Here is a 23,302-nt window from a genome sequence, read left to right as displayed (position 1 = left end):
GTTCGGTCGCCGGCGAGCGCCGGCGGGATACGTGGTGTCTTGCGCAAAACCCGGACGCGTGGCGGTGGTTCCCCCACCGGGCGCGCCGGTGGCCTTGCTACGAGAGCTGGTCGATGACGATCTCGCCGGCGAGCTTGCGTACCTGCTGCGGGTTCAGCCGGCGCGCATCGCCGCTTTCCAGCCGGCTGACCGAGAACGCGGTCGCCAGCCGGGCGCACTGTTCCAGATCGGTGGACTCGTCGAGCAGCGCGGCGGCCAGACCGGCCACCATCGCGTCACCGGCGCCCACGCTGCTGCCCTGCGCCAGGCGCGGCGGACGCGCGATCAGGCGCTGGTCGCGCTGTACGAACAAGGCGCCTTCGGTACCCATCGAAACGACCACCAGCTGGATGCCGCGCGCGATCAGTTCGTGCGCGGCGGCGCTGAGGGCGGCGCGGTCGCTCAGCGGGCGACCGGTCCAGGCTTCCAGTTCGTGCCGGTTCGGCTTGACCGCGTACGGCAGCGCCTGGCGTGCGGCGCCGAGTGCGGCCACCAGTGGCGCGCCGCTGGTGTCCAGCAGCACGCGCGCACCGGCGGCGCTGGCCTGGGCCTGCAACTGCGCCCAGCTGTCGTCCGGCAAACCAGCTGGCAGGCTGCCCGACAGCACCACCGGCAGGCCGGGGCGTAACAGCGGGGCGAGGAGATCGGCCACGCCTTGCAGGTGCGGCTGGCCCAGACGCAGGCCGGGCAGGTTGATGTCGGTGGTGTCGTTGCTGCGCGTTTCGACCAGCTTGAGGTTGGTGCGGGTTTCGCCGGCAACGCGCTGGCAGTGATCGGTGATGCCGCGCTCGCGGAACAGCGCCTCGAATACGCCGGCATTGCCGACCCCGAGCACGCCGAGCGCGGCGACCTGGCTGCCCCAGTCGGCCAGACAGGCGGCCACGTTGATGCCCTTGCCGCCGGCGTCGTTGCGCACGCTGCTGGCGCGATGCACCGCGCCCGGCTGCAGGCTGTCCAGTTGGATGGTCTGGTCGATCGCCGGGTTCAGCGTGACCGTGATGGCGTGCAGGCTCATGCCTGGCCCTCGCGCCGGGCTTCGAGCGCGCGCACCTGCTCTGCGGTTTCGCAGTTCAATGCCTGCTCGGCCAGCTGCTGCAGCGCGCTCAATGCGGTGCCGCGCAGGCGGGCCTTGACCGCCGGGATGTCGTTGGGCGTCATCGACAATTCCTGCACGCCCAGGCCGGCCAGCAGGCTGGCGCCGAACGGATCGCCGGCCAGGCCGCCGCACACGCCGACCCAGCGCTCGTGTTTGCGCGCACCATCAATCGTGCTGCGGATCATGCGCAGCACCGCCGGGTGCAGGCTGTCGGCTTCGGCGGCCAGCTCCGGGTTCTGGCGGTCGATCGCCAGCACGTACTGGGTGAGGTCGTTGGTGCCGATGGAGAAGAAGTCCGCATGGCGCGCCAGCACGTCGGCCTGCGCGGCGGCGGCGGGCACTTCGATCATGATGCCGATCGGCACCTCGGGCGCGTCGAGTTCGGCACGGATGCGCGCGCAGATGGCGCGCAGGGTGATCAGCTCCGGCACCGAGGTGATCATCGGGAACATGATCGACAGCCGCGCCCCGTCCTTGGCGGCGCGGTACAGCGCACGCAGTTGCGGTTCGAGCAGGTCCGGGCGACGCAGCAGCAGGCGCGCGCCGCGCACGCCCAGGAAGGGGTTTTCCTCGTGCGGCAGCTCCAGATGCGCCACCTGCTTGTCGCCGCCGATGTCCAGCGCACGCACGATCAGCGGGCGCCCATCCAGCGCCTGCGCCATCGCCAGGTAGGTGGCGTGCTGCTCGTCCTCGCTGGGCGTGCTGCCGCTTTCCAGGAACAAGAATTCGGTGCGCATCAGGCCGACGCCTTCGGCGCCCTGGGTCAGCGCCATCGCGACCTGGTCGGGCAGGTTGACGTTGGCGCCGATGTCGATGTGGTGGCCGTCGGTGGTCTCGGCGGGCAAGGCGCGTTGGGCGGCCTCGCGCTCGCGGATGGCCTGCTGCTCGGCGATATGCGTGCGGGCCGCGTCCAGATCGAGTTCGGACGGGTTGATGTACAGCCGCCCGCTGCTGCCGTCGATGATGGCAGTGACGCCGTCTTCGATATCCAGCAACTGGCCGCCGGCAGCGACCAGCGCCGGCAGGCCCAGCGTGCGCGACAGGATCGCGGTATGCGAGGTCGGCCCGCCTTGCGCGGTGGCCAGGCCGAGCACGCGCGCGGTGTCCAGGTTGGCGGTGTCCGACGGCGACAGATCGCCGGCGAGCAGGATGCAGGGCTGCTCCGGCAGGTCGGTCAGGCCGGCACCGGCAGCGGCCGGGTCGAGCTGGGCCAGCACGCGGCGGCCGACGTCGCGCAGGTCGGCCGCGCGGCCGGCCAGCACCGGGTTGCCGAGCGCGGCCAGGCCCGAGGCGATCTGTTCCACTGCCTGATGCCACGACCACGCCACGCCATGGCCTTCGACCATCAGCTGGCAGGTACGGGTGATCAGGTCGGTGTCGTTGAGCAGCTCGGCCTGGGCCTTGAAGATCGCCGCGTCAGAGGCGCCGAGCCGGCGCTGGGTGTCGTCCTGGATCGCCGCCAGCTGTTGGCGGGTGCGGGTCAGCGCGTCGTGCAGCAGCGCGCCGCCATCGCCCAGGCCGACCGGTTGATCGGCCACCTCGGTCTGCGCCGCACGCAGCCGGTGCACGATGCCGATCGCCACGCCCGGGCTGGCGCCGATGCCGACGATGACCGGCTGCGCCTGCGGCGGCGTCCAACCGGCCACCGGGGCGGCGCGGCGTTGCGCGGCACGCTCGGCATCGGCCTTTTCCTGCGCGGTCAGGCTGTCCATCACTGCGCGCAGGCGCTTGAGCAACGCGGCGGCATCGCTGCCTTCGGCCGAGACGGTGATGCTGTCGCCGGCACGCAGGCCCAGCTGCAGCAGGCCGACCAGGCTCTTGGCATCGGCGGCCTGGTCGCCAGCGCGCACCTGGGCGCGCGCCGAGAAACCGCGCGCGGTCTCGGCCCAGCGGGTGGCGGGGCGGGCGTGCAGGCCGCTGGGGTAGGCGATGGTCCATTCGAAGGATTCGGCCAGGTCGGTGGCCGGTGCGGCGCTGGTGTCGGGCGCACGGTCCCCGGTGAGTGCGGCCACGATCACGCCGGGATCGTCGGTGGTGAACAGCGCTTCCAGCTGGGCCGGGTCCTGGATCAGGCGGGTCAGCCGGCGCAGCAAGGTGATGTGGGTGTCGGACTGGGCGGCGATGCCGACCACCAGCCGGGTGGTCTGGCCCGGGTTCCACTCCACGCCCTCGGGCAACTGCAGCACCGCGATGCCGTCGCGGCGCACCAGATGGCGGTCTTCGCCGACGCCGTGCGGGATCGCCAGGCCGTGGCCGAGGAAGGTGTTCGCCAGGCCTTCGCGGCGCCGCATGCTGGCGTCGTAGCCCGGCGCCACGCAGCCGGCGGCGACCAGCAACTGGGCGGCCTGTGCGATGGCGTCGTCCTTGTCGCGGGCATGCGCACGCAGACGCACGAGTTCGGGAGTGACGGGGGCGGCTGGCGACGGAGAGGACAAGACGGGCTCCGGGGTGGGGACGGGCTGGGCAGTATAGTGGGAACGTTCCCACGCTTCAGGTCAATGTGCGCTGCACAAAAACGGTGTAGTGCTTTCGGGTTAGCATCGAATCAGGCACCGCACCTGGCTCCAGGTGCGCAAATGGAGCGGGAACGGTCCCAGTGAGTATCAGCATCAATGACGTGGCCCGTGTGGCCGGGGTTTCCAAATCGACCGTCTCCCGCGCGCTGGGCACCGGCCCGGTCAGCGAGGAGGTGCGGGCCAAGGTCGAAGCGGCAGTGCGCCAGACCGGCTACCGGCCCAATCTGATGGCGCGGCGTCTGCGATCCCAGCAGTCCGGCATCCTGGGGGTGATCGTCGCCGACATCCGCAACCCGTACTTCACCGCGCTGATCCGCGCGGTGGAAGAGGTGGCCTATCGCGCCGGCATGCGCGTGACCCTGTGCAATACCGACGAAGACCCCGAGCGCGAAGCGCTGTACCTGCAATTGATGCAGGAAGAACGCATCACCGGGCTGATCTTCGCACCGACCCGCGACACGGTCGGGCGCATGCATGAACTGGTGCTGGACTACCCGAGCGTGCTGGTCGACCGCGCCGGCCCCGGCAGCCGCTACGACAGCGTGGTGCTGGATAACGCCGCGGCCATGGGCGAGCTGGTCGCGCATCTGCAGGCGCAGGGGTATCGGCGCATCGGCGGGCTGTTTGGCACCAGTACCACCGCGACCGAGCGCCGCAACGGTTATCTGGCCGCGATGGGCGCGCAGGGGCTGACGCCGGCCTACCGCGAAGTGGCGCCCACCGCCGAAGCGGCGATCGCCGAAGTCGGCCAATGGCTGGCCGGTACAGACCGCCCCGACGCCATCGTCACCAGTAACAGCCTGCTGTTGATGGGTGCGCTCAAGGCTGCCCGCACCGCCGGTCTGCGCATCCCCGACGACCTGGCCCTGGCCGGCTTCGACAACGAGCGCTGGACCGACCTGGTCGAGCCGGGCATCACCGTGGTCGAGCAGCCGGTCGAGGACATGGGCCGCGCAGCGATGTCGCTGCTGCTGGAGCGCTTGCGCAATCCGCAGCTGCCGATCCGCCGCATGGTGATGACCGGCCGCTGCGTGGTGCGTGGCTCCACCGGCCCCTGCACCCTATCGTAGGAGCGCACCCGGGCGCGACGGGGGGGTACCGGGAAAGCCCATCGCGCCCAGGGGCGCTCCTACAACGGCGTGGCGGTTGTGGCGCATCCCGCAGTGCGGGCATTGCCCGAGCACGGCATGTCACCAATCCCCCCCACCCGTAGGAGCGCACCCGGGCGCGACGGCGTTGCCGGTAATGCCCGTCGCGCCCGCGTGCGCTCCTGCGAGACATCATTGTTGCGCAGCCCAAAAAAAAGCCCCGGCATTGCCGGGGCTTTTCGTTCTACGCCATGTCCCGGATCAACGATCCGGACGGTGGCTTCCGGCGTCGCCCTGTGCCGCGAGGTATTGCTTGGACTGTTCGTCCAGCTTGTCGCCCAGCATGCGGCGCACCACCACGAAGAACAGCGGGATGAAGATCACGCCGAGCACGGTGGCGAACACCATGCCGCCGATCACGCCGGTACCGATGGAGTGACGCGAGTTGGCGCCGGCACCGGTGGAGATGGCCAGCGGCAGCACGCCCAGGATGAAGGCGAACGAGGTCATCAGGATCGGGCGGAAGCGCAGATGCGCCGCTTCCAGGGTCGCCTCGCGCAGTGTCTTGCCCGCCGCACGCTGTTCCACTGCGAACTCCACGATCAGGATCGCGTTCTTCGCCGCCAGACCGATCACCGTGATCATGCCGATCTTGAAGTACAGATCGTTCGGCAGGCCGCGCAGCATCGAGAAGGTGATCGCACCCAGCACGCCGATCGGCACCACCATCAGCACCGCCACCGGAATCGACCAGCTCTCGTAGAGCGCGGCCAGGCACAGGAACACCACCACCACCGACAACGCGAGCAACAGCGTGGCCGCATTACCGGCGATGATTTCCTGGTACGACATGCCGCTCCAGTCGAAGCCGAAGCCCGGCGGCAGGTCGTTGTTGACGATCTCCTCCATCGCGTTCATCGCCTGGCCGGAGCTGCCGCCCGGCGCGGGGTTGCCGACGATGTTCACCGCCGAATAGCCGTTGTAGCGGTTCAGTGCCGGCGAGGCGTAGGTCCATTCGGCCTTGACCACATTGCTCAGCGGGATCATCCCCGGCTGACCATCGGCACCGGTGGCCGTGGCGCTGGGGCTGAAGAAGCTGCGCAGCGACTCCGGGCCGGTCCGGAACTGGTCGTCGGCACGGATGTTGACGCGCTTGATGCGGCCTTCGGCGAAGTAGTCGTTGACGTAGACCGGCGCCAGCATCAACTGGATCGAGCTGTAGATGTCGCTGACGTCAAGGCCCATCGACTGCGCCTGCACGCGGTCCACGTGCAGCTGCAGCTGCGGCGAGTTTTCCAGGCCGTTCGGGCGCACGCCGACCAGGATGTCCTGTTTTTCCGCCGCCTTGCCGAGCACGATGTTGCGCGCCTGGGTCAGCGCCTCCTGGCCTGCGCCGGAGCGGTCCTGCAGCCACATGTCGAAACCGCCGAACTGGCCCAGGCCCTGCACGGTGGGCAGGTTGACCACGAAGATCTGCGCGCCCTTGATGCCATAGAACATGCCGTTGAGTTGCTTGATCAATTCGTCCGCGGTGATGTCGCGCTCTTCCCACGGCTTGAGCCGGATGAAGCCCATGCCGACGTTTTCGCCCGAGCCCAGGAAGCTGAAACCGGCGATCTGCAGCATGCCCTCGACGGCCGGCTGCTTTTCCAGCACCGCCCGCATCTGCGTGAAGGTCGCGTTGGTCCGGATCTTGGTCGCGCCCGGCGGCAGCTGCACGATCGCCAATGCAAAACCCTGATCCTCTTCCGGCAGGAAGCTGCCCGGCATGCGGGTGAACAGGAAGCCGCACAGCACCACCAGCACCACGAACACGATCATCCACGGCGGCGAGCGCTTGAGGGTGTGGCCGACCACGCCGACATAGCGATGCGCCAGCTTGTCGTAGTACTTGTCGAAGGTGCGGTAGATCCAGTTCTTCTTGGTCGAATGGGTCGACTTGAGGAACGCGCCGCACAGCGCCGGGGTGAAGCTCAACGCCAGGAACGCGGAGAAACCCATCGACATGGCGATGGTCAATGCGAACTGCTTGTAGATTGCGCCCGAGGCGCCGGGTTGCAGCGAGGAGGGGATGAACACCGCCGCCAGCACCACGGTGATGGCCACCACCGCGCCGGTGATCTGGGTCATCGCCTTCTGCGTGGCCGCCTTCGGCTCCAGGTGTTCCTCGCTCATGATGCGTTCGACGTTCTCGATCACCACGATCGCGTCGTCGACCACGATGCCGATCGCCAGCACCATCGCAAACAGCGTCAGCTGGTTGATGGTGAAGCCGATCATGTACATGCCGAAGAACGTGCCCAGCAGCGCGACCGGAATCACCAGCGTCGGAATCACGGTGGCGCGGAAGTTCTGCAGGAACAGCAACATCACCAGGAACACCAGCACGATGGCTTCCACCAGCGTCTGGATCACTTCCTCGATGGAGATGCGCACGAAGGTGGTCGATTCGTACGGCGCAAACCAGGTCACGCCCTGCGGGAAGGTCGGCTGCAGTTCGTCGAGCTTGGCACCGACCGCCTCGGACACGTTCAGGGCGTTGGCGCCCGGCAGCAGCTGGATACCGAAGGCGCCGGTGGGCTTGCCGTTGTACTGGGTGTCGAAGCCGTAGTTGCTCGGCCCTACGGTGACCCGCGCGACATCCTTCAGACGCACCGTGGCACCGTTGTTGTCGGTGCGCAGGATGATGTTTTCGAACTGGTCCGGCGAGCTGAAGCGGCCCTCGGCCGACACGGTGGCGGTGAAGCTGATGCCTTCCGGGGTCGGGTCGGCGCCCACCGAACCGGCAGCGAACTGCACGTTCTGGTTGCGCACCGCGGTCAGCACCTGGGTCGCCGACAGGTTGTAGCCCTGCAACTTCTCCGGGTTCAACCAGATGTTCATCGCGTACTCGGCGCCGAACTGGTTGGTGCTGCCCACGCCGGGCACGCGCGAGATCTGCTCGAGCACGCGCGAGCCGACGATGTCGTTGAGCGCGTCGCGGTTGATCGACGGGTTGTCCGAGCGCAACGCGGCCACCATCAGGAAGCCGGCGTTGGCCTTGGCCACCACCACACCCTGCTGGGTGACTTCCGAGGGCAGGCGCGGCGTGGCCAGCGACACCTTGTTCTGCACCTGCACCTGCGCGATATCCGCGTCGGTGCCGGTTTCGAAGGTCAGCGTGATGGTCACGCGGCCGTTGGCGGCCGAGGACGAGTTGAAGTACAGCAGGTGATCGATACCGGTGAGCTGCTGCTCGATGACCTGGGTCACCGCTTTTTCGGTGGTATCGGCGCTGGCGCCGGGGAAGTTGGCGGTAACGGTGACCTGCGGCGGGGCGATCGTGGGGTACGACTCGATACCCAGATTCAGGATCGAGATCACGCCCGCAAGCGAGATCAGGATCGCCACCACCCACGCAAAGATCGGGTGTTCGATAAAAAACTTAGGCATGTCCGGGTTCCGTCACTGCTGCTTGGACTGGGGGTCGGCCGGCTGCGCCGCAGCGTCTGGCCTGGACTGTTCCTGCGTCGCCGGTGCCGCCGCATCGGCCTTGTCGGCTGCCGGTGCGGCCTGCGCATCGCCACCATGGGCTGCGGCGGGAGCCGCGCCTGCTGCACCCGGCTGCCCCCCCTGAGCCGGCTTGTTCGGATCCCACGGCACGCCCTTGGCCGGCTGGCCTTCCTTGGCCTTCTGCACGCCGTCGACGATCACCTGATCGCCCGGCGTCATGCCACCGGTGACGATCCACTGACCCTTCTGCTGGCCATCGACGGTGAGATTCTTGCGCACCACCTTGCCATCCTTGCCCAGCACCAGCGCATAGGCGCCGGTGGCATCGCGCTGCACGGCCTGCTGCGGCACCAGGTAGGCGTTGTTGCGCTGGCCAAGGCTGGCCTTGAAGGTCACGAACGCGCCCGGCAGCAGTGCCTGTTCCGGATTGGGCAGGGTCGCGCGCAGCGACACCGCACCGGTGCTCGGGTCCACCGTCACCGCCGACACATCCAGCGTACCCGGGTGCGGGTACTGCGTGCCGTTGCCCAGTTCCACATTGATGGTGGACTTGCCATCGCCGCTGAGCTGCACGTTGCCGCTGCTCTGGGCCTGGCGCAGGGCGGCGAGTTCCTCGCTGCTCATCGCAAAGTTCACATACAGCGGGTCGATCTGGTCGACCGTGGTCAGCAGGGTCGCCTCACCCGAGCCCACCAGCGCACCTTCGGTCACGCGCTGGATGCCGGCGCGGCCGGTGATCGGCGAGGTCACGCTGGCGAAGCCGAGCTGGATGCGGGCGGACTGGACCTGGCCGCGTGCCTGCTGCACGTTGGCGCTGGAGGAGCGCTCGGTGGCTTCGGCGTTGTCGATGTCGGCACGCGACACGTACTGCTGCGGGGCCAGGCTGCGCGCGCGCTTGGCGGCGACCTGGGCATTGGCGTAGGTCGCCTCGGCGGCGGCCAGCTGGCCTTGCGCCTGCAGCAGGGTGGCCTTCAGCGGCGCCGGGTCGATCTCGAACAGCGGCTGGCCTTCCTTGACGTCGGTGCCTTCGGTGTACAGGCGCTTGAGCAGCACGCCGTCGACACGTGCGCGCACGTCGGCCGAGCGGAATGCCGACAGCCGGCCGACCAGGTCGCGTTCCAGCGGCAGGGTCTGCGGCTTCATTTCCAGCACCGACACTTCCGGCGGCGGCGGCGCCTGCTGTTGTTCGGGCTTGCTGCAGGCAGCCAGCGCCAGGGTGATGGCACAGGCCAGGCCGAATGTGCGGAGCGGGGCGATCATCAGGAGGAACTCCGTTAGGGTCTTGAAGTGAGAAAGGAAAGCGGGGACAGCGAAGGCGTGGCAGCGACCGCGGCAAATGCGCGCAGGAAGGTGTCGACAGCGAACTGCGCCCACTGCTGCCTGGCGGAGAGGCCGGCGCGATGGGGAACCTGAAAGCGTTGCCGGTCGAAATCCAGACCGACGATCATGCTCAACAGCAGTTCGGCCATACAGTGCGGATCGTCATGGCGCAGCTGGCCGGCCTGCATCGCCTGTTCGAAACGCTGCGCCAGGCGTTGCTGCATTCCCACGACCCCATCCTGGAAGATCTGCTGCGACTGATCGGGGAACCGATGCGATTCGGCTTCCACCAACCGGCAGGTCTGTAACACATCGGGGCGGTTCAGGCGGTCAAGGTGGGCCAGTGCGAAGGCCAGCAGATCCTCGCGCAACTCGCCCGAGGCGGTGCCCAGCGGCACCGTGGCCAGATGCACATGGTCCTGAAGCACATCGCGCAACAGGTTTTCTTTACAACCGTAGTAACTGTAGAGCGTCTGTTTGGAACAGCCGGCACGCTCGGCCACCGCGTCCATGCTCAGCCGCATGCCGCGCTCGGCAAGCAGCGTATGCACAGCCGCATGGATGCGGCGGTCGCAGTCCGAGCGCCGGGCAGCACGGTGGGAACGGGGGGTCATGGCGGTAGACTATACCGTCCAGTTCAGTTTTTAAACAGGCTTGACGGTCGCAGTTCTGTCTGTACAACGCCTTGTGCCCCAAGCACCGGGCCTGACTTTGCCGGTTGTGGCGATCTGCGGGTGGCCATGCAGGCGCCAATCCGGTGCCGCTGCAGGAATTACAGTCGGGTAGTGCTTTCGCGCCGCGCCGGGGGTGGGCGTCCGGCCAGGAATTTGCGCTATGCAGCAAGGCGTCTTCATCCGGCGCCGGTACAATTCAGGTTTTCCACCGAGCATCCCAGCGCTCTCATGACAGCCAAGAAAGCTGCTTCGAAATCGTCCACGACGTCGGTCAAGCCGGTCGCCGACCATGCCGTCCCCGTGCTTGCCACCGCGCCGCAGGCGGTCACCCTGGAGCCGGTCTTTGCCGCGTTGCGCAAGCGCTACCCGGCTGCCCGCCAGTCCGAGGTGCAGCTGTTTGCAGCCGACTTCTACCGGCGCATGGAAGAGGACGAGTTCCCCAACCACCCACCCGAGCAGTGGGCGGCCCTGGCGGCCGACATGCTGGAGTTTGCGCGCACGCGCAAGGCCGGCACGGTCAATGTGCGGGTGTTCAACCCGACCCTGAAGAGCCACGGCTACGAGTCGCCGCACACGCTGCTGCAGATCGTCAACGACGACATGCCGTTCCTGGTGGACTCGGTGAGCATGACGCTGTCGGACCTGGGCATCGGCGTGCACGTGCTCGGCCACCCGGTGCTGCGCATCGCGCGCGACAAGGCCGGCAAGCTGACCGCGGTGGGCGAGGGCAAGAGCGAATCGCTGATGGTGCTGGAGATCGACCGCCAGCCTGCCGACGACATGCCCAAGGTGGAAGCGGCAGTGCGCAAGGTGCTGGCAGAAGTCCGCGCGATCGTGCACGACTGGGCGTCGATGCGCGAAAAGATGGTGATGCTGGCCGACGACCTGGCCACCCGCCGCCTGCCGATGGACGACATCAGCCGCCACGAGGCGCAGGAATTCCTGCGCTGGGCGGCGGCCGACCACTTCACCTTCTTCGGCTATCGCGAATATCGCGTGGAGAAGCAGGACGGCCAGGACGTGCTGGCGCCGGTGGAAGAAACCGGCCTGGGCCTGATGCGCGGCCACGACACCTCGCCGGCGCGCCCGGTGACCACGCTGGCGGCGCACGGCCTGAACACCGCGGCCAAGCTCAAGGACGCGTTGATCCTGACCAAGACCAATGCGCGCTCGCGCGTGCATCGGGTCGGCTACATGGATTACATCGGCATCCTGGAATTCGACGCCAAGGGCCGCATCGTCGGCGAGCAGCGCTTCCTGGGCCTGTTTACCTCCAGCGCCTACAACCGCCGTCCGTGGGAGATTCCGCTGGTGCGGCAGCGCCACGAATACGTGATGAGCAAGTCCGGGCTGACCCCGAGCAGCCACAGCGGCAAGGCGCTGCGGCACATTCTCGAGACGCTGCCGCGCGAAGAGCTGTTCCAGTCCAACGAGGAAGAGCTGTATCGCACTGCGATCGGCATTCTCGGCCTGCAGGAGCGCGTGCGCAGCCGCATGTTCCTGCGCCGCGACAAGTACAGCCGTTTCATTTCCGCGCTGGTGTACATCCCGCGTGAGCGCTTCAACACCGATGTGCGGCTACGCATCGAAGCCCTGCTCAAGGAGGCGCTGCACGGCGAATACATCGATTCCAGCGTGGTGCTGGGCGAGTCGCCGCTGGCGCAGCTGCACCTGATCGTGCGGCCCAAGAGTGGCGAGGCGCTGGAATTCAACACCACCGAACTCGAGTCGCGGCTGGCGCATCTGCTGCGCAACTGGCGCGATGCCCTGCGCGAGGCGCTGGTGGCGCGGCATGGCGAGGTCAATGGCCTGCGCTTGGCCGCCAACTTCGGGCGTGCGTTGCCGGCCGGCTATATCGAGGACTCGTCGATCGAATCGGCGGTGTCCGACGTCGAGCATCTGGCCGCACTGAACGGCCCGGACGATCTGCATCTGAGCCTGCAGGACATCCGTCGCGACGACGGCATGCGGCTGGACGCCGGCGATGGCCTGCGCCTGAAGCTGTATCGCCAGCTCGACGACATTCCGTTGTCCGATGCGATGCCGATGATGGAGAACATGGGCCTGCGCGTGATCTCCGAGCGGCCGTACCGGCTGCAGGTGGGCGAGACGCCGGTTTACATCCAGGATTTCGAGGTCGAATCGACCTCCGGCAAGATCAATGCGGCCAATGCCGACGCCGGTTTCGGCGAAGCCTTCGAGCGGATCTGGAACGGCGATGCCGAGAACGACGGCTTCAACCGCCTGATCCTCGCCGCCGGCCTGCACTGGCGGCAGGTCGCGCTGCTGCGCGGCTATTGCAAGTACCTGCTGCAGACCGCGGTGCCGTTCTCGCAGGCCTATGTCGAGGCGACGTTTACCCGTTACCCGCTGCTGGCGCGCCTGCTGGTGGAACTGTTCGAAGCGCGCTTCGATCCGGCCACCGGCAGCGAGACGAAGGCGCAGATCGTTGCCGGGCAGGAACGCCTGCGCGAGGAACTGTCGGTGCTGGCCGGTGGCGACGAGACCACGCTCAAGGCCCTGGAGCCGGTGCTTGAGGCGCGCGGCAGCGACCGCGATGCGCAGCAGGAAGCCGCGCGCGCCACGCTGCTGAAGTTGATGGATCGCGTGTCCAGCCTGGACGAGGACCGCATCCTGCGCAGCTTCATCGGCGTGATCGACGCGACGCTGCGCACCAACTATTACCAGACCGACAAGCGCGGCAAGCACGGCCACTGCATCAGCTTCAAGCTGGATTCTTCGATCGTGCCGGACCTGCCCAAGCCGCGCCCGTACCGCGAGATCTTCGTCTACAGCCCACGTGTCGAGGGCGTGCACCTGCGCTTCGGCGCGGTGGCACGTGGCGGCCTGCGCTGGTCGGACCGGCGCGAGGATTTCCGCACCGAGGTGCTGGGCCTGGTCAAGGCGCAGATGGTCAAGAACACCGTCATCGTGCCGGTCGGCGCCAAGGGCGGTTTCTACGTCAAGCGCTCGCCGGTGGGCGGCGACCGTGATGCGATCCAGGCCGAAGGCATCGCCTGCTACAAGCTGTTCATCCAGAGCCTGCTCGACATCACCGACAACATCGTCGGCGGCAAGATCGTGCCGCCGCCGCAGGTGGTGCGCCATGATCTGGACGACCCGTACCTGGTGGTCGCGGCCGACAAGGGCACCGCCACGTTCTCCGACATCGCCAACGGGCTGGCGCTGGACCACGGCTTCTGGCTGGGCGATGCGTTCGCTTCCGGCGGTTCGGTCGGCTACGACCACAAGGGCATGGGCATCACCGCGCGCGGTGCCTGGGAGTCGGTCAGGCGACACTTCCGCGCGATGGGGCGCGATTGCCAGAGCCAGGAATTCAGCGTGGTCGGCATCGGCGACATGTCCGGCGACGTGTTCGGCAACGGCATGCTGTTGTCGCGGCATATCCGTCTGCTGGCCGCGTTCGATCACCGGCATATCTTCCTGGACCCCAATCCGGATGCCGCCGCCTCGTTCGCCGAGCGCGAGCGCCTGTTCAAGCTGCCGCGTTCCAGCTGGGCCGACTACGAGGCCAGGCTGATCAGCGCCGGTGGCGGGATCTATCCGCGCACGCTCAAATCCATCGACATCAGCGCGCCGGTGCGCGAGGTCCTGGGGTTGGAATCCAACATCAAACAGCTCTCGCCCAACGAGCTGATGAACGCCATCCTCAAGGCGCCGGTGGACCTGTTCTGGAACGGCGGCATCGGCACCTACGTCAAGGCATCCAGCGAGTCGCATGCCGATGTGGGCGATCGCGCCAACAACGGCCTGCGCGTCAATGGCGGCGAGTTGCGCTGCAAGGTGGTGGGCGAGGGCGGCAACCTGGGCCTGACCCAGCTCGGCCGCATCGAGGCCGCGCAGACCGGCGTGCTGCTCAACACCGACTTCATCGACAACTCGGCCGGCGTGGACACCTCCGATCACGAGGTGAACATCAAGATCCTGCTCAACGACATGGTGCAGGCCAAGAAGCTCACCTACGACGCGCGCAATACGCTGCTCGCCTCGATGACCGACGAAGTGGCCGACCTGGTGTTGTGGGACAACTACCGCCAGAACCAGGCGATCAGCCTGATGGAGCGGATGAGCGTCAAGCGCCTGGGCTCCAAGCAGCACTTCATCCGCACGCTGGAACTGCAGGGCCTACTCGATCGCCAGATCGAGTTCCTGCCCTCCGATGCCGAACTGTCCGCACGCAAGGCACGCGGGCAGGGCCTCTCGCGTCCGGAGCTGTCGGTGCTGTTGTCGTATTCCAAGCTGGTGGCGTTCCAGCAGCTGCTGGAATCGGATATCCCCGAAGACCCGTATCTGTCCAAGGAACTGCAGCGCTACTTCCCGCAGCCGCTGCAGAAGAAGTACGCCGATGCGATGGAGCGTCACCGCCTCAAGCGCGAGATCATCGCCACTGCGGTGACCAACACCACCATCAACCGCATGGGCGCCACCTTCCTGATGCGGATGCAGGAAGACACCGGCCGCAGCATCGGCGAGGTCGCCAAGGCCTATACCATCAGCCGCGAGACCCTGGATGCGCGCGCGCTGTGGACGCAGATCGACGCGCTGGACGGCAAGGTGCCCGAGTCGGTGCAGATCGATGCACTGGAAGTGATCTGGCGCCTGCAACGCTCGTTCGTGCGTTGGCTGCTGCTGCGTCCGGGCCAGATGCCGGGCATCACCGCGGCGGTGGAGCGTTACCACGGCCCGTTCAACGACATCCGTATCGCCTCCGGCGTGCTGTCGGATGCGCAGCGCCCGCAGTACGAAGCGAGCGTGCAGGAATGGCAGGAAAAGGGCCTGCCGCCGCAACTGGCGCAACAGCTGTGCGAGTTGCGTTATCTGGAACCGGCCTTCGACATCATCGAAACCGCGCGCACCCGCAAGCTCAAGCCGGTGGACGTGTCCAAGGTGCATTTCCGCCTGGGCGAAGCGCTGCGCCTGCCGTGGTTGTTCGAGCAGATCGACGCACTGGAGGTCAACGGCCGCTGGCATGCAGTGGCACGTGGCGTGCTGCGCGACGAGCTGGCCGCGCATCAGCGCGCACTGGTGGCGCAGGTGCTGACCATGCCCGGCAGCAGTGCCGAGGACAAGGTGGCCAACTGGCTGGCACGCGACGATTCCAGCCTGCGCTTCACCCTGGCGATGCTGGCCGATGTGGCCGAGCAGAAGACGCTGGACTACCCGACCGTGTCGGTGGCGGTGCAGCGGTTGGGGCAGTTGGCGGCGCACGGGATGTAACTGTGTGCAGCGAGGTGATGGCGGAGCGAGTGATTCGCCATCACCTTGGCTGAGCTGATGCAGTTACGTAGTTGTCTGCCCATGCACAAGGCGGCCCAAGGGTCGCCTTGTTTACATGCGGAATTGCTCCGTACGATCGCGAGTCCAATGCGTCGTCCGGGTGTGACCAAACGCGTGGTCCACATCCGGTCAGCTACGACACGCGTGCTGCCTTTCTGTGAGCATGTCTGCATGCCAGAGGCATGTCAGACAACGCACGCGAGTAGGTGAACAATCCCATGCTTCTTGACACTCTCGAATAGTCCGATGAGTATCGCCTAGTTGCAGTAGATCCTGCAGACGGGTGTGGAAGCCCGAAATCCAAGGCGCACGAGCGCCGGTCGACGATGGCGATGCTCTCCACTATCCAAGGAGATCCCTCATGCCGCGTACCAATCCTGCCCATTCGGCCACTACCGCAACCGCCTCGCAGCCGGCCGCCCATACCATGGCCGATCATGGTGATGAGCGTGAGGACGTGTTCTTCCGTCGCCTGTCCGAGTCACGTGGTGCGGAAGCCACCAACGGCCTCCATTGGTCCGATCTGCCGATGCAATTTGGCCTGGCCCTCAAATGCGCGCATATCGATCATTGCTTGCTCGGGCTGCAGGGCGTGTTGGAGATGCTGCACGCCGGCGAGGCTGCCCGCGAGACTGGCCAACCTGGCCTGGACTGCGAGCTCACCGATCGCCTGCTCTATGCGTCGCGTGCGCTGGCTGCGTCGGGAAAAGAATCGCTGCATGCGTTGCAACAACGTATCGCAGATACGCTGTAAACGCTTCGATTGCAGCCGGGCGGTCTTGATGCCTAAGCCCGGTGCCCGCTCATTTCCTGCCCGGCGTCCTTGTCGAAGCGCAGATGCCACCAGGTTGCGCTGAGCGAGATCAGGCTGACCACGCAGAACGCCAGCGAGAAATCGCGTTGTTGCGGTTGCAGATGATCGCCCGCCAGCATCGCCAGTTTGAGGATCATCGCGCCGGCGCACACGCCGACCGAGAGCATCAGTTGCTGCAAGGTGGTGTACAGGCTGCTGGCGCGGCTCATGCGCGACGCGGGCACGTTTTCGTAGGCGATGGTGTTGTAGGCGGCGAACTGGAACGACATGAAGGCGCCGCAGCACAGCAGCAGGCCGAACATCAGCGCCGGCGGCCAGTCGGGCCGGAACAACGCACACACCATGTAGCCCAGGCTGGCGAGCACGCCGTTGCCGATCAGGCTGTTGCGATAACCGAAGCGGCGCAGCAACTGTGGGGTAATGCTGCGCATCAGCAGTGCGCCGAGTGCGGTGGCCAGGATCAGGCGCCCGCTGTGCGCGGCGCTCATGCCGAAGCGGATCTGGAACAGCAGCGGCAGCAGGAACGGATGCGCGCCCTGGGTGATGCGCATCAGCGCGCCACCGATCACCGATAACCGGAACGAGTCGATCCGCAGCAGGCTCAGGTCCAGCAGCGGAGCAGGGTGGTGGCGTGCATGCCACAGATATCCCAGCGCAGCGCTGGCGCCGATGGCCAGCAGCCAGCTCGCCATGCCGATGCCGTCCTGCTGGCTGACCATTTCCAGGCCGAACAACAGGCAACCCAACGCGGTGCCGCACAGCACGAAACCGCGTAGATCGAAGCGTGCCGGTGCCGATTCGCTGGGAATGTCGGGGATGAAACGGCGCACCAGCACAAAGCCGGCGATGCCGATCGGCACGTTGATATAGAAGATCCAGCGCCAATCCAGATACGAGACGAAAAATCCGCCCAGCGGCGGGCCGAGCATCGGGCCGATAAAGGCCGGCACCAGCGTCCAGGCCATGGCCGACACCAGATGACGACGCTCCACCGTGCGCAACAGGATCAGCCGGCCGAGCGGGGCCATCATCGCGCCGCCGGCGCCTTGCAGCACGCGCGCGGCGACCATGGTGGGCAGGCTGTCGGCCAGCGAACACAGGAGCGAGCCGCCGACGAACACCCAGATCGAGGCGCCGAACACGCGGCGCAGGCCGAAGCGGTCGGCGATCGCGCCGCTGGCCGGAATCAGCACCGCCAGTGCCAGCAGATAGCTGGTCATGGCAATGCTCATCGCCGGCGCGGCAACGCCGAAATCGCGCGCCAGGGTCGGCAGCGCGGTCGCCAGCACGGTGGCATCCATCTGCTCCATGAAGATGGCGCAGGCCAGGATCAGCGAGATGATGCGGTAATCGGGATAACGCGGCGGCGTGACGCCGGCCTCGGACACGCTGGAGGACATCGGACTCTCGGTTGCGGGGCCGCATCGGTGGCGCGCAGATGGCGATCGGATCGGCCCGCGTCGCACGGTGTTGTGCGGCGCAACATTGACATTGTCCGCCGGTGCGACGCGGGGTTCAAGCGTGCAGGGGTAACAGTGCGTGTGTCGTGATGTGGATGCGCTGTTGCGGACGTTGTGTATCGGCGTCGCCGCCCGGATGGCCCACAGCGTTGTTTTGGATTGCCTGGGCGGCTGATACAGGTCACCAGGAGTGATGGCTGGTCGGCTGGCCGTATCCTCATCCGCCCCTGCGGGGCACCTTCTCCCGGTGGGAGAAGGGAGGCACGGCGCTCGTCTCTCGGGAGAAGGGAAGCATCGGCGCTCATCTTTTCCCAGACGGGAGAAGGGACGCAGCAGTGCTCATCTTTCAGATCGACGCGGTGCTGCCGGATTGTCCCAGGCGTCCATGATTTGCAGGATCTGCGGCAACGCCTCGCGAAAATGCTGCACCAGCCGCGGTTCCAATTGCTTGCCCGCCATGCTGTCGAGCTTGCGCACCGCATCGTCCACCGTCCATGGCGCCTTGTAGGCACGCCGCCCGCACAGCGCATCGAACACGTCGGCCACCGCCACGATGCGCGCCGATTCGGGAATGGCGTCACCGGCCAGGCCGTTGGGATAGCCGCTGCCGTCCCAGCATTCGTGGTGATGCAGCGCGATTTCCGCGGCCAGCTGAAACACCGGCCCGCGACCGAGCCGCAGCAGGTCGTGGCCGACCTGCGGGTGCTGGCGCACCACCGAGCGTTCGTGTTCGTCCAGCGCATCGGGCTTGTGCAGGAGGTTGCCGGGCACCGCAATCTTGCCGGCGTCGTGCAGGGGCGCGGCATCCTGGAGAAGCTGCGCCTGTTGCGCCGACCAGCCGACCTTCTCGGCCAGCACCTGCGCATATTCGGCCATGCGCCAGATATGTGCGCCAGTGTCGGCATCCTGGCCTTGCCCGGCGGTACCGAGCAGATGGATCGCATCGCGGTATTGCTGCGCCAGACGCGCGTTTTCGGCCAGTTTCAACTGGGTGGCGATGCGGGCCTTGAGCAGGGCGGGCGAGTAGGGCTTGCTGACATAATCGGCCGCGCCCGCTTCCAGGCCTGTGCGTTCGTCGTGCTCGCTGCTGCGCGAGGTCACGAACAGGATCGGGATGGCCGTGCTGGCGGGCTGCTGCTTGAGCGTGCGCGCCACCGCGTAGCCATCCATGTCGGGCAGCTCGACATCCAGCAGGATCAACGCCGGCGTGTGGCGGAACACCGCCTCCAGCGCTTCGCCGCCGGATTTGGCGAACACCAGCGGGAAGTCGTCGCGCAGCAACTGGCGCAGGGTGGCCAGATTGCTGGATTCGTCATCGACGCACAGCAGGGGACGATGCGGCATGGAGGCTCCTTGCCGACCGGCGTGGTGACCGGTCAGCGCAGGTGAGTGGCTTGCCAGTCGCGCAACGTGGCCTCGGCGCGACGGAAGTCGAAATCCTCCACCGCACGCTGCAGTTCTTCCTGCAGGTTGCGTGACAGACGCGGTGCGCAGATCAGCAGCGCATGGTCGATCTTGTCGGCATCGTCGCTGCCCAGGGCCGCTTCCAGGATCTGCACGCTGTCCGCGTCCAGCGCGACACCGGCATCGCTTGCCGCTTGGTCGCTGTCGCTGTGTTGCAGGAACGCGTGGATCGCGGCGGCGGTGCGCTGCATGGTGTCCTTGAGTGCGATCAGTGACGAGGTGATGTCGTGGCCTTGCTCGATGCGGGTTTCCAGATCGCTGGCGGCACCGGCCAGGGCCGGCAACGCCAGCGACCCGGCCGCGCCACGCAGCTTGTGCGCCAGCGCGCCGATCGCCGGTAGCTCGTTGCGGCGCAGATGCTCGGATGCGGCTGCGGCCGGGTCGGGGTTGTCGCGCAGCAGTTTGAGCAGATAGCGCTCGTACGGTTCGCGCTCGCGCCACAGGCTGCGTGCACGCGCCGCATCCAGCACCTCCGGTTCGGCGTGTTCCCACTCGGGGCCGCCATCTACATCGGTTTCGTGCGGTAGCGACGGAATGCGCCGCACGCCGGGCTGCAGGAAGTGACGGATGGCGGTGACCAGTTCCTCCACATTGAACGGCTTGGCGATGAAACCGTTCATGCCGGCTTCCAGCGCTTTCTCCTGTTGCGGGCGGAAGGCGCCGGCAGTCAGCGCGATCACCGGCAGGCTGGCCAACGCCGGGATCTGCCGCAGCCGTCGCGTGGCTTCATAGCCATCGACCACCGGCATCTGCACGTCCATCAACACCAGCTGGAACAGCTCCGGCGCGCGTCTGAGCGTATTGATGGCCTGCTCGCCATCGTGGGCGACCGTGACCATGGCGCCTTCGCCTTCGAGAATGCGCTGCGCCACTTCGCAGTTGATCTCGCTGTCGTCCACCAGCAGCAGATGCGCGCCTTCCAGGCGACGCGCCACGGAGGTGGGCGTCACCGGTCGTGCGCCGGGGCGTTCGTCGACCAGTTGCTCCACCAGCCGGTGCAGCGCCGCGCTGGTGACCGGCTTGGTCATGACCGCATCCAGATCCTGTTGCTCGGGATGCTGTTCCAGCAGGCGGCGCTCGTACGCGGTGACCATGACGATCACCGGATGCGGGCCGGGCGCGGCGCGCGCGCGGATCTGCCGCGCGATCGCCACGCCGTCGATATCGGGCATGCGCCAGTCGAGCAGGAAGATGTCGTAGGGCTCGCTGGCCTGTTCGATCGCCTGCAAGGCGGCCTGGCCGCTGGCGACCGCATCCACGCGCCAGCCGAGTTCGGTGGCGATGCGCACCAGGTTGTTGAGCGCCGCATCGTGGTCGTCGGCGATCAACACCCGCGGCATCGCTTCCGGCGGCAGCGCGGGCAGGTCGTGCTGGGCCGGCGGTGGGGCCGCTTTTTCCAGCGTCACCACGAAATAGAACTCGCTGCCGCGGCCGGGCACGCTTTCCACTTCCAGCTCGCCGCCCATCAATTCGATCAGGCGCCGGCTGATGGTCAGGCCCAGGCCGCTGCCGCCGTAACGGCGGCTGGTGGAAGTGTCGGCCTGCAGGAACGGCGAAAAGATCAGGCTCTGCTTTTCCTTGGAAATGCCGATGCCGGTGTCGCGCACCGAGAACAGCAGCTTGAGCTTGTTCGGATCGCCGCTGGGGAAGCGCCGTACCGACAGCACCACTTCGCCTTGCTCGGTGAACTTGATCGCGTTGCCGACCAGGTTGACCAGCACCTGGTTGATGCGCAGCGCATCGCCGAGCAGCCAGCGGCAGTCGCGCGGTAGCGGTTCGACGATCATTTCCACCGGTTTGGTGCTGAGCGAGGAACGCATCAGGTCGGCGATGTTGTCGAACAGTTGGTTAAGGTCGAACGGTGCGCGTTCCAGATCGATGCGCCCGGCCTCGATCTTGGAGAAGTCCAGGATGTCGTTGATGATTTCCAGCAACGAGCGCGCGGAGCGGTCGATCTTGGTCACCATGTCCTGCGCCGCACCGGGCAGCTCGCTGCGCTGAAGCAGGTACAGCATGCCCAGGATCGCGTTCATCGGCGTGCGGATCTCATGGCTCATGTTGGCCAGGAAATCGGACTTGGACTGGTTGGCGCTTTTGGCCGCGTCCATCGCCAGGCGCAACTGTTTCTCGTGCAGTTTCTGCTCGGTCAGATCCACCGCCATGCCCAGATAACCGATCACCTGATCGTTGTCGTCGCGCAGGGTGCTCAGGGTCAGCAGCACCGGCAGGCGGCGGCCTTCATGGCTGACGTAGGTCCACTCGCTGGTGTCGCTGCGGCCCAGGCTGGTCAGCGCGGCGATCGCCTCCAGGGTGTGCGCCACCAGCGCGCCGGTCTGCTCGGAGAGCAGGTGCGCGCGCTGCCGCAGTTCCTCGGGCTCGATGAACTGGCCGGCCTTGCGGCGGCCGATCACCTCGTCGGCGTTGTAGCCCAGCAGTTTCTCCGCGGCGCGATTGAACAGCGTGACAAACCCGCCGGAGTCGGTGGCGATGATGGCAAAGCCGGCGTGCGCCAGGATCGCGCGATGCAGCGCGGAGAACTTCATCAGTTCGCTGGTACGTTCGGCGACCTGATGTTCGAGCGATGCATTCAGATCGACGATGCGCTGATGCGAACGCACCCGCTCGGAGATGTCGCGGAAGAAATGCGAATGCCCGCTCAGGGTGGCATCGCGCTCGATGATCGGGGCCTTGCTGGCCAGCACATGGACCAGATGCCCATCGCGATGGCGCATGCTCTGTGCCGCCGAGGTATCGACCGAATGGCGTTCGTCGGCGTGCTCGATGTCGGGAATCGCATACGGCTGTGGCGACAGCAGCATCGTCAGGTTCTGGCCGATCGCCTCGTCTGCGCTGTATCCGAACATCGCTTCGGCAGCGGGATTCCAGTGGGTGATGTGTCCGTCCGGGGTTTCGGCAACGATGGCTTCGCTGGAATGGCTGACCAGCGCCGCCAGCTCCATCTGTTTGCGCAGCACTTCTTCGCGCCGGAGTCCGTTGCTGAAATACAGCGCCAGCAACGCCGCAAACAGCACCGACACGCCCAGCACCAGGCCGCCGATCAGCCATGGCGAGGTCTGGTCGAGCGAGGCCAGGAAGCTGGCGGTGGGGTGGGCGGTGATGATCCAGGTGCGGCCGTAGATCTGCAGCTGCTGGACCACCGGCGGGCGACGCGCACTGTCGCCGGACGGTGTGCCGCTGCGGAAGAAGTTGTGGGTCGGCTCGTTGCTGTCGGACAGATCCAGCGCCATGTCGTCGCGCTCGCCCAAGGTGCTTTGCACCATCTGCCCGACGCTGAAGGGCGCATACACCCAGCCGCTGGTCGCGGCCATGCGCTGTTGCGGCGTCTGCAGCGGCATGCCTTCGCGATAGACCGCCAGCAGCACCAGAAATCCGCTCTCGCTGGGAATGCGATAACCGGACAGCGAGATCGGCGAGGTCATGATGGGCACGCCGCTGCGTGCGGCCTGCAGCGCGGCTGCGCGACGACGTGGCTCGGACGCGATGTCCAGGCCGATCGGACGGTTACCCGAGGACTCCGGTTCGAAATACAACACGATGTAACGCTCGCCATCCCAGGGTTCCAGCGGCCGACGCTGGATGTCCGGCGCGCCGTCTGCGCGGGCGGCCTGCAGGAAGGCCTCTTCGTCGGCGGGCGCGACGCGATGGATGTAGCCGTAGCCCAGCACGCCGGGAAACTCGCGCGTGTAATCGCGCGAGCGGCTGTACAGGGTGAAGCGGTCGCGGCTGATGATTTCTTTGCCGGCACCGATCACCGCGCCGCGTGCGCCTCGCAGCCCGTGTTCGAAGGTATACATGCGCTCGCTGATATTGCGTGTCAGCGTGCGCACGACATAGTTGAAACGCTGTTGGCGCTCGATCTCGTTATGTCGCTGTAGCGACAGGCCGGCAAGAATGGCGGCGATCAGGCCTGCGGCGAGAATCAGCAGTGCACCGATCAACGCACGGCGCCCGTATTTTCTGCGCAGATCCCAGCGGCCATTCGGCATTTCTGTTCCCTTGCCTTGCCTGTTGCGTGCCCAG

Annotated in this window: 11 protein-coding genes; 3 read left to right on the top strand and 8 right to left on the bottom strand. The window is 66.8% G+C overall.

All coding sequences use genetic code 11. From position 1 onward, the window contains the following. Window positions 1-97: 97 nt before the first annotated feature. Together pfkB and ptsP are read right to left on the bottom strand one after the other, a co-directional pair. Window positions 98-1,054, bottom strand: a complete 957-nt coding sequence (gene pfkB / locus XaplCFBP3123_RS08550) for a 1-phosphofructokinase (RefSeq protein ID WP_104533647.1) — start codon at window positions 1,052-1,054, stop codon at window positions 98-100. Beyond that, window positions 1,051-3,570: a phosphoenolpyruvate--protein phosphotransferase gene (gene ptsP, locus XaplCFBP3123_RS08545; RefSeq protein WP_104533646.1), complete on the bottom strand. Its 2,520-nt coding sequence runs from the start codon at window positions 3,568-3,570 to the stop codon at window positions 1,051-1,053. Before ptsP ends, pfkB begins: the two co-directional genes overlap by 4 nt. Before the next feature lie 161 nt (window positions 3,571-3,731). Between ptsP and XaplCFBP3123_RS08540 the strand changes: the two genes are divergently transcribed. Further along, window positions 3,732-4,721, top strand: a complete 990-nt coding sequence (locus XaplCFBP3123_RS08540) for a LacI family DNA-binding transcriptional regulator (RefSeq protein WP_104533645.1) — start codon at window positions 3,732-3,734, stop codon at window positions 4,719-4,721. Window positions 4,722-5,000: 279 nt separating this feature from the next. Here the strand turns inward: XaplCFBP3123_RS08540 and XaplCFBP3123_RS08535 are convergent, their stop codons facing one another. From XaplCFBP3123_RS08535 to XaplCFBP3123_RS08525, 3 genes are read right to left on the bottom strand one after another with little or no spacing between them, the layout of a single operon-like run. After that, window positions 5,001-8,171, bottom strand: coding sequence for a multidrug efflux RND transporter permease subunit (locus XaplCFBP3123_RS08535; RefSeq protein WP_104533644.1), 3,171 nt, complete (start codon window positions 8,169-8,171; stop codon window positions 5,001-5,003). A 12-nt stretch (window positions 8,172-8,183) separates the two neighbouring features. Continuing rightward, window positions 8,184-9,491 (bottom strand): efflux RND transporter periplasmic adaptor subunit, encoded by a 1,308-nt coding sequence (locus XaplCFBP3123_RS08530; protein WP_104533643.1) that lies wholly within the window; start codon window positions 9,489-9,491, stop codon window positions 8,184-8,186. 14 nt (window positions 9,492-9,505) lie between these two features. Beyond that, window positions 9,506-10,165 (bottom strand): TetR/AcrR family transcriptional regulator, encoded by a 660-nt coding sequence (locus XaplCFBP3123_RS08525; protein WP_104533642.1) that lies wholly within the window; start codon window positions 10,163-10,165, stop codon window positions 9,506-9,508. Window positions 10,166-10,453: 288 nt separating this feature from the next. On the opposite strand from XaplCFBP3123_RS08525, the gene XaplCFBP3123_RS08520 reads away from it, so the two are divergent. Both XaplCFBP3123_RS08520 and XaplCFBP3123_RS08515 read left to right on the top strand, forming a co-directional pair. After that, on the top strand, window positions 10,454-15,463 hold the full coding sequence (locus XaplCFBP3123_RS08520; RefSeq protein ID WP_104533641.1) for an NAD-glutamate dehydrogenase: 5,010 nt from the start codon (window positions 10,454-10,456) through the stop codon (window positions 15,461-15,463). A 517-nt stretch (window positions 15,464-15,980) separates the two neighbouring features. Further along, window positions 15,981-16,277, top strand: coding sequence for a hypothetical protein (locus XaplCFBP3123_RS08515; protein WP_104533819.1), 297 nt, complete (start codon window positions 15,981-15,983; stop codon window positions 16,275-16,277). Window positions 16,278-16,309: 32 nt separating this feature from the next. Here the strand turns inward: XaplCFBP3123_RS08515 and XaplCFBP3123_RS08510 are convergent, their stop codons facing one another. The 3 genes from XaplCFBP3123_RS08510 to XaplCFBP3123_RS08500 all read right to left on the bottom strand — a co-directional run bounded on the left by XaplCFBP3123_RS08510 (window position 16,310) and on the right by XaplCFBP3123_RS08500 (window position 23,268). Next, window positions 16,310-17,737 (bottom strand): DHA2 family efflux MFS transporter permease subunit, encoded by a 1,428-nt coding sequence (locus XaplCFBP3123_RS08510; RefSeq protein ID WP_104533640.1) that lies wholly within the window; start codon window positions 17,735-17,737, stop codon window positions 16,310-16,312. A 399-nt stretch (window positions 17,738-18,136) separates the two neighbouring features. After that, entirely contained in the window at window positions 18,137-19,141 is a 1,005-nt protein-coding gene (locus tag XaplCFBP3123_RS08505; RefSeq protein ID WP_104533639.1) for an HD-GYP domain-containing protein, read from the bottom strand. 32 nt (window positions 19,142-19,173) lie between these two features. Next, window positions 19,174-23,268, bottom strand: a complete 4,095-nt coding sequence (locus tag XaplCFBP3123_RS08500; RefSeq protein WP_104533638.1) for a CHASE domain-containing hybrid sensor histidine kinase/response regulator — start codon at window positions 23,266-23,268, stop codon at window positions 19,174-19,176. Between the last annotated feature and the right edge of the window lie 34 nt (window positions 23,269-23,302).

This window comes from Xanthomonas arboricola pv. populi (assembly GCF_002939945.1).
Taxonomy (GTDB): Bacteria; Pseudomonadota; Gammaproteobacteria; order Xanthomonadales; family Xanthomonadaceae; genus Xanthomonas; species Xanthomonas arboricola_A.
This window is presented reverse-complemented; position numbering and strand designations above follow the sequence as displayed.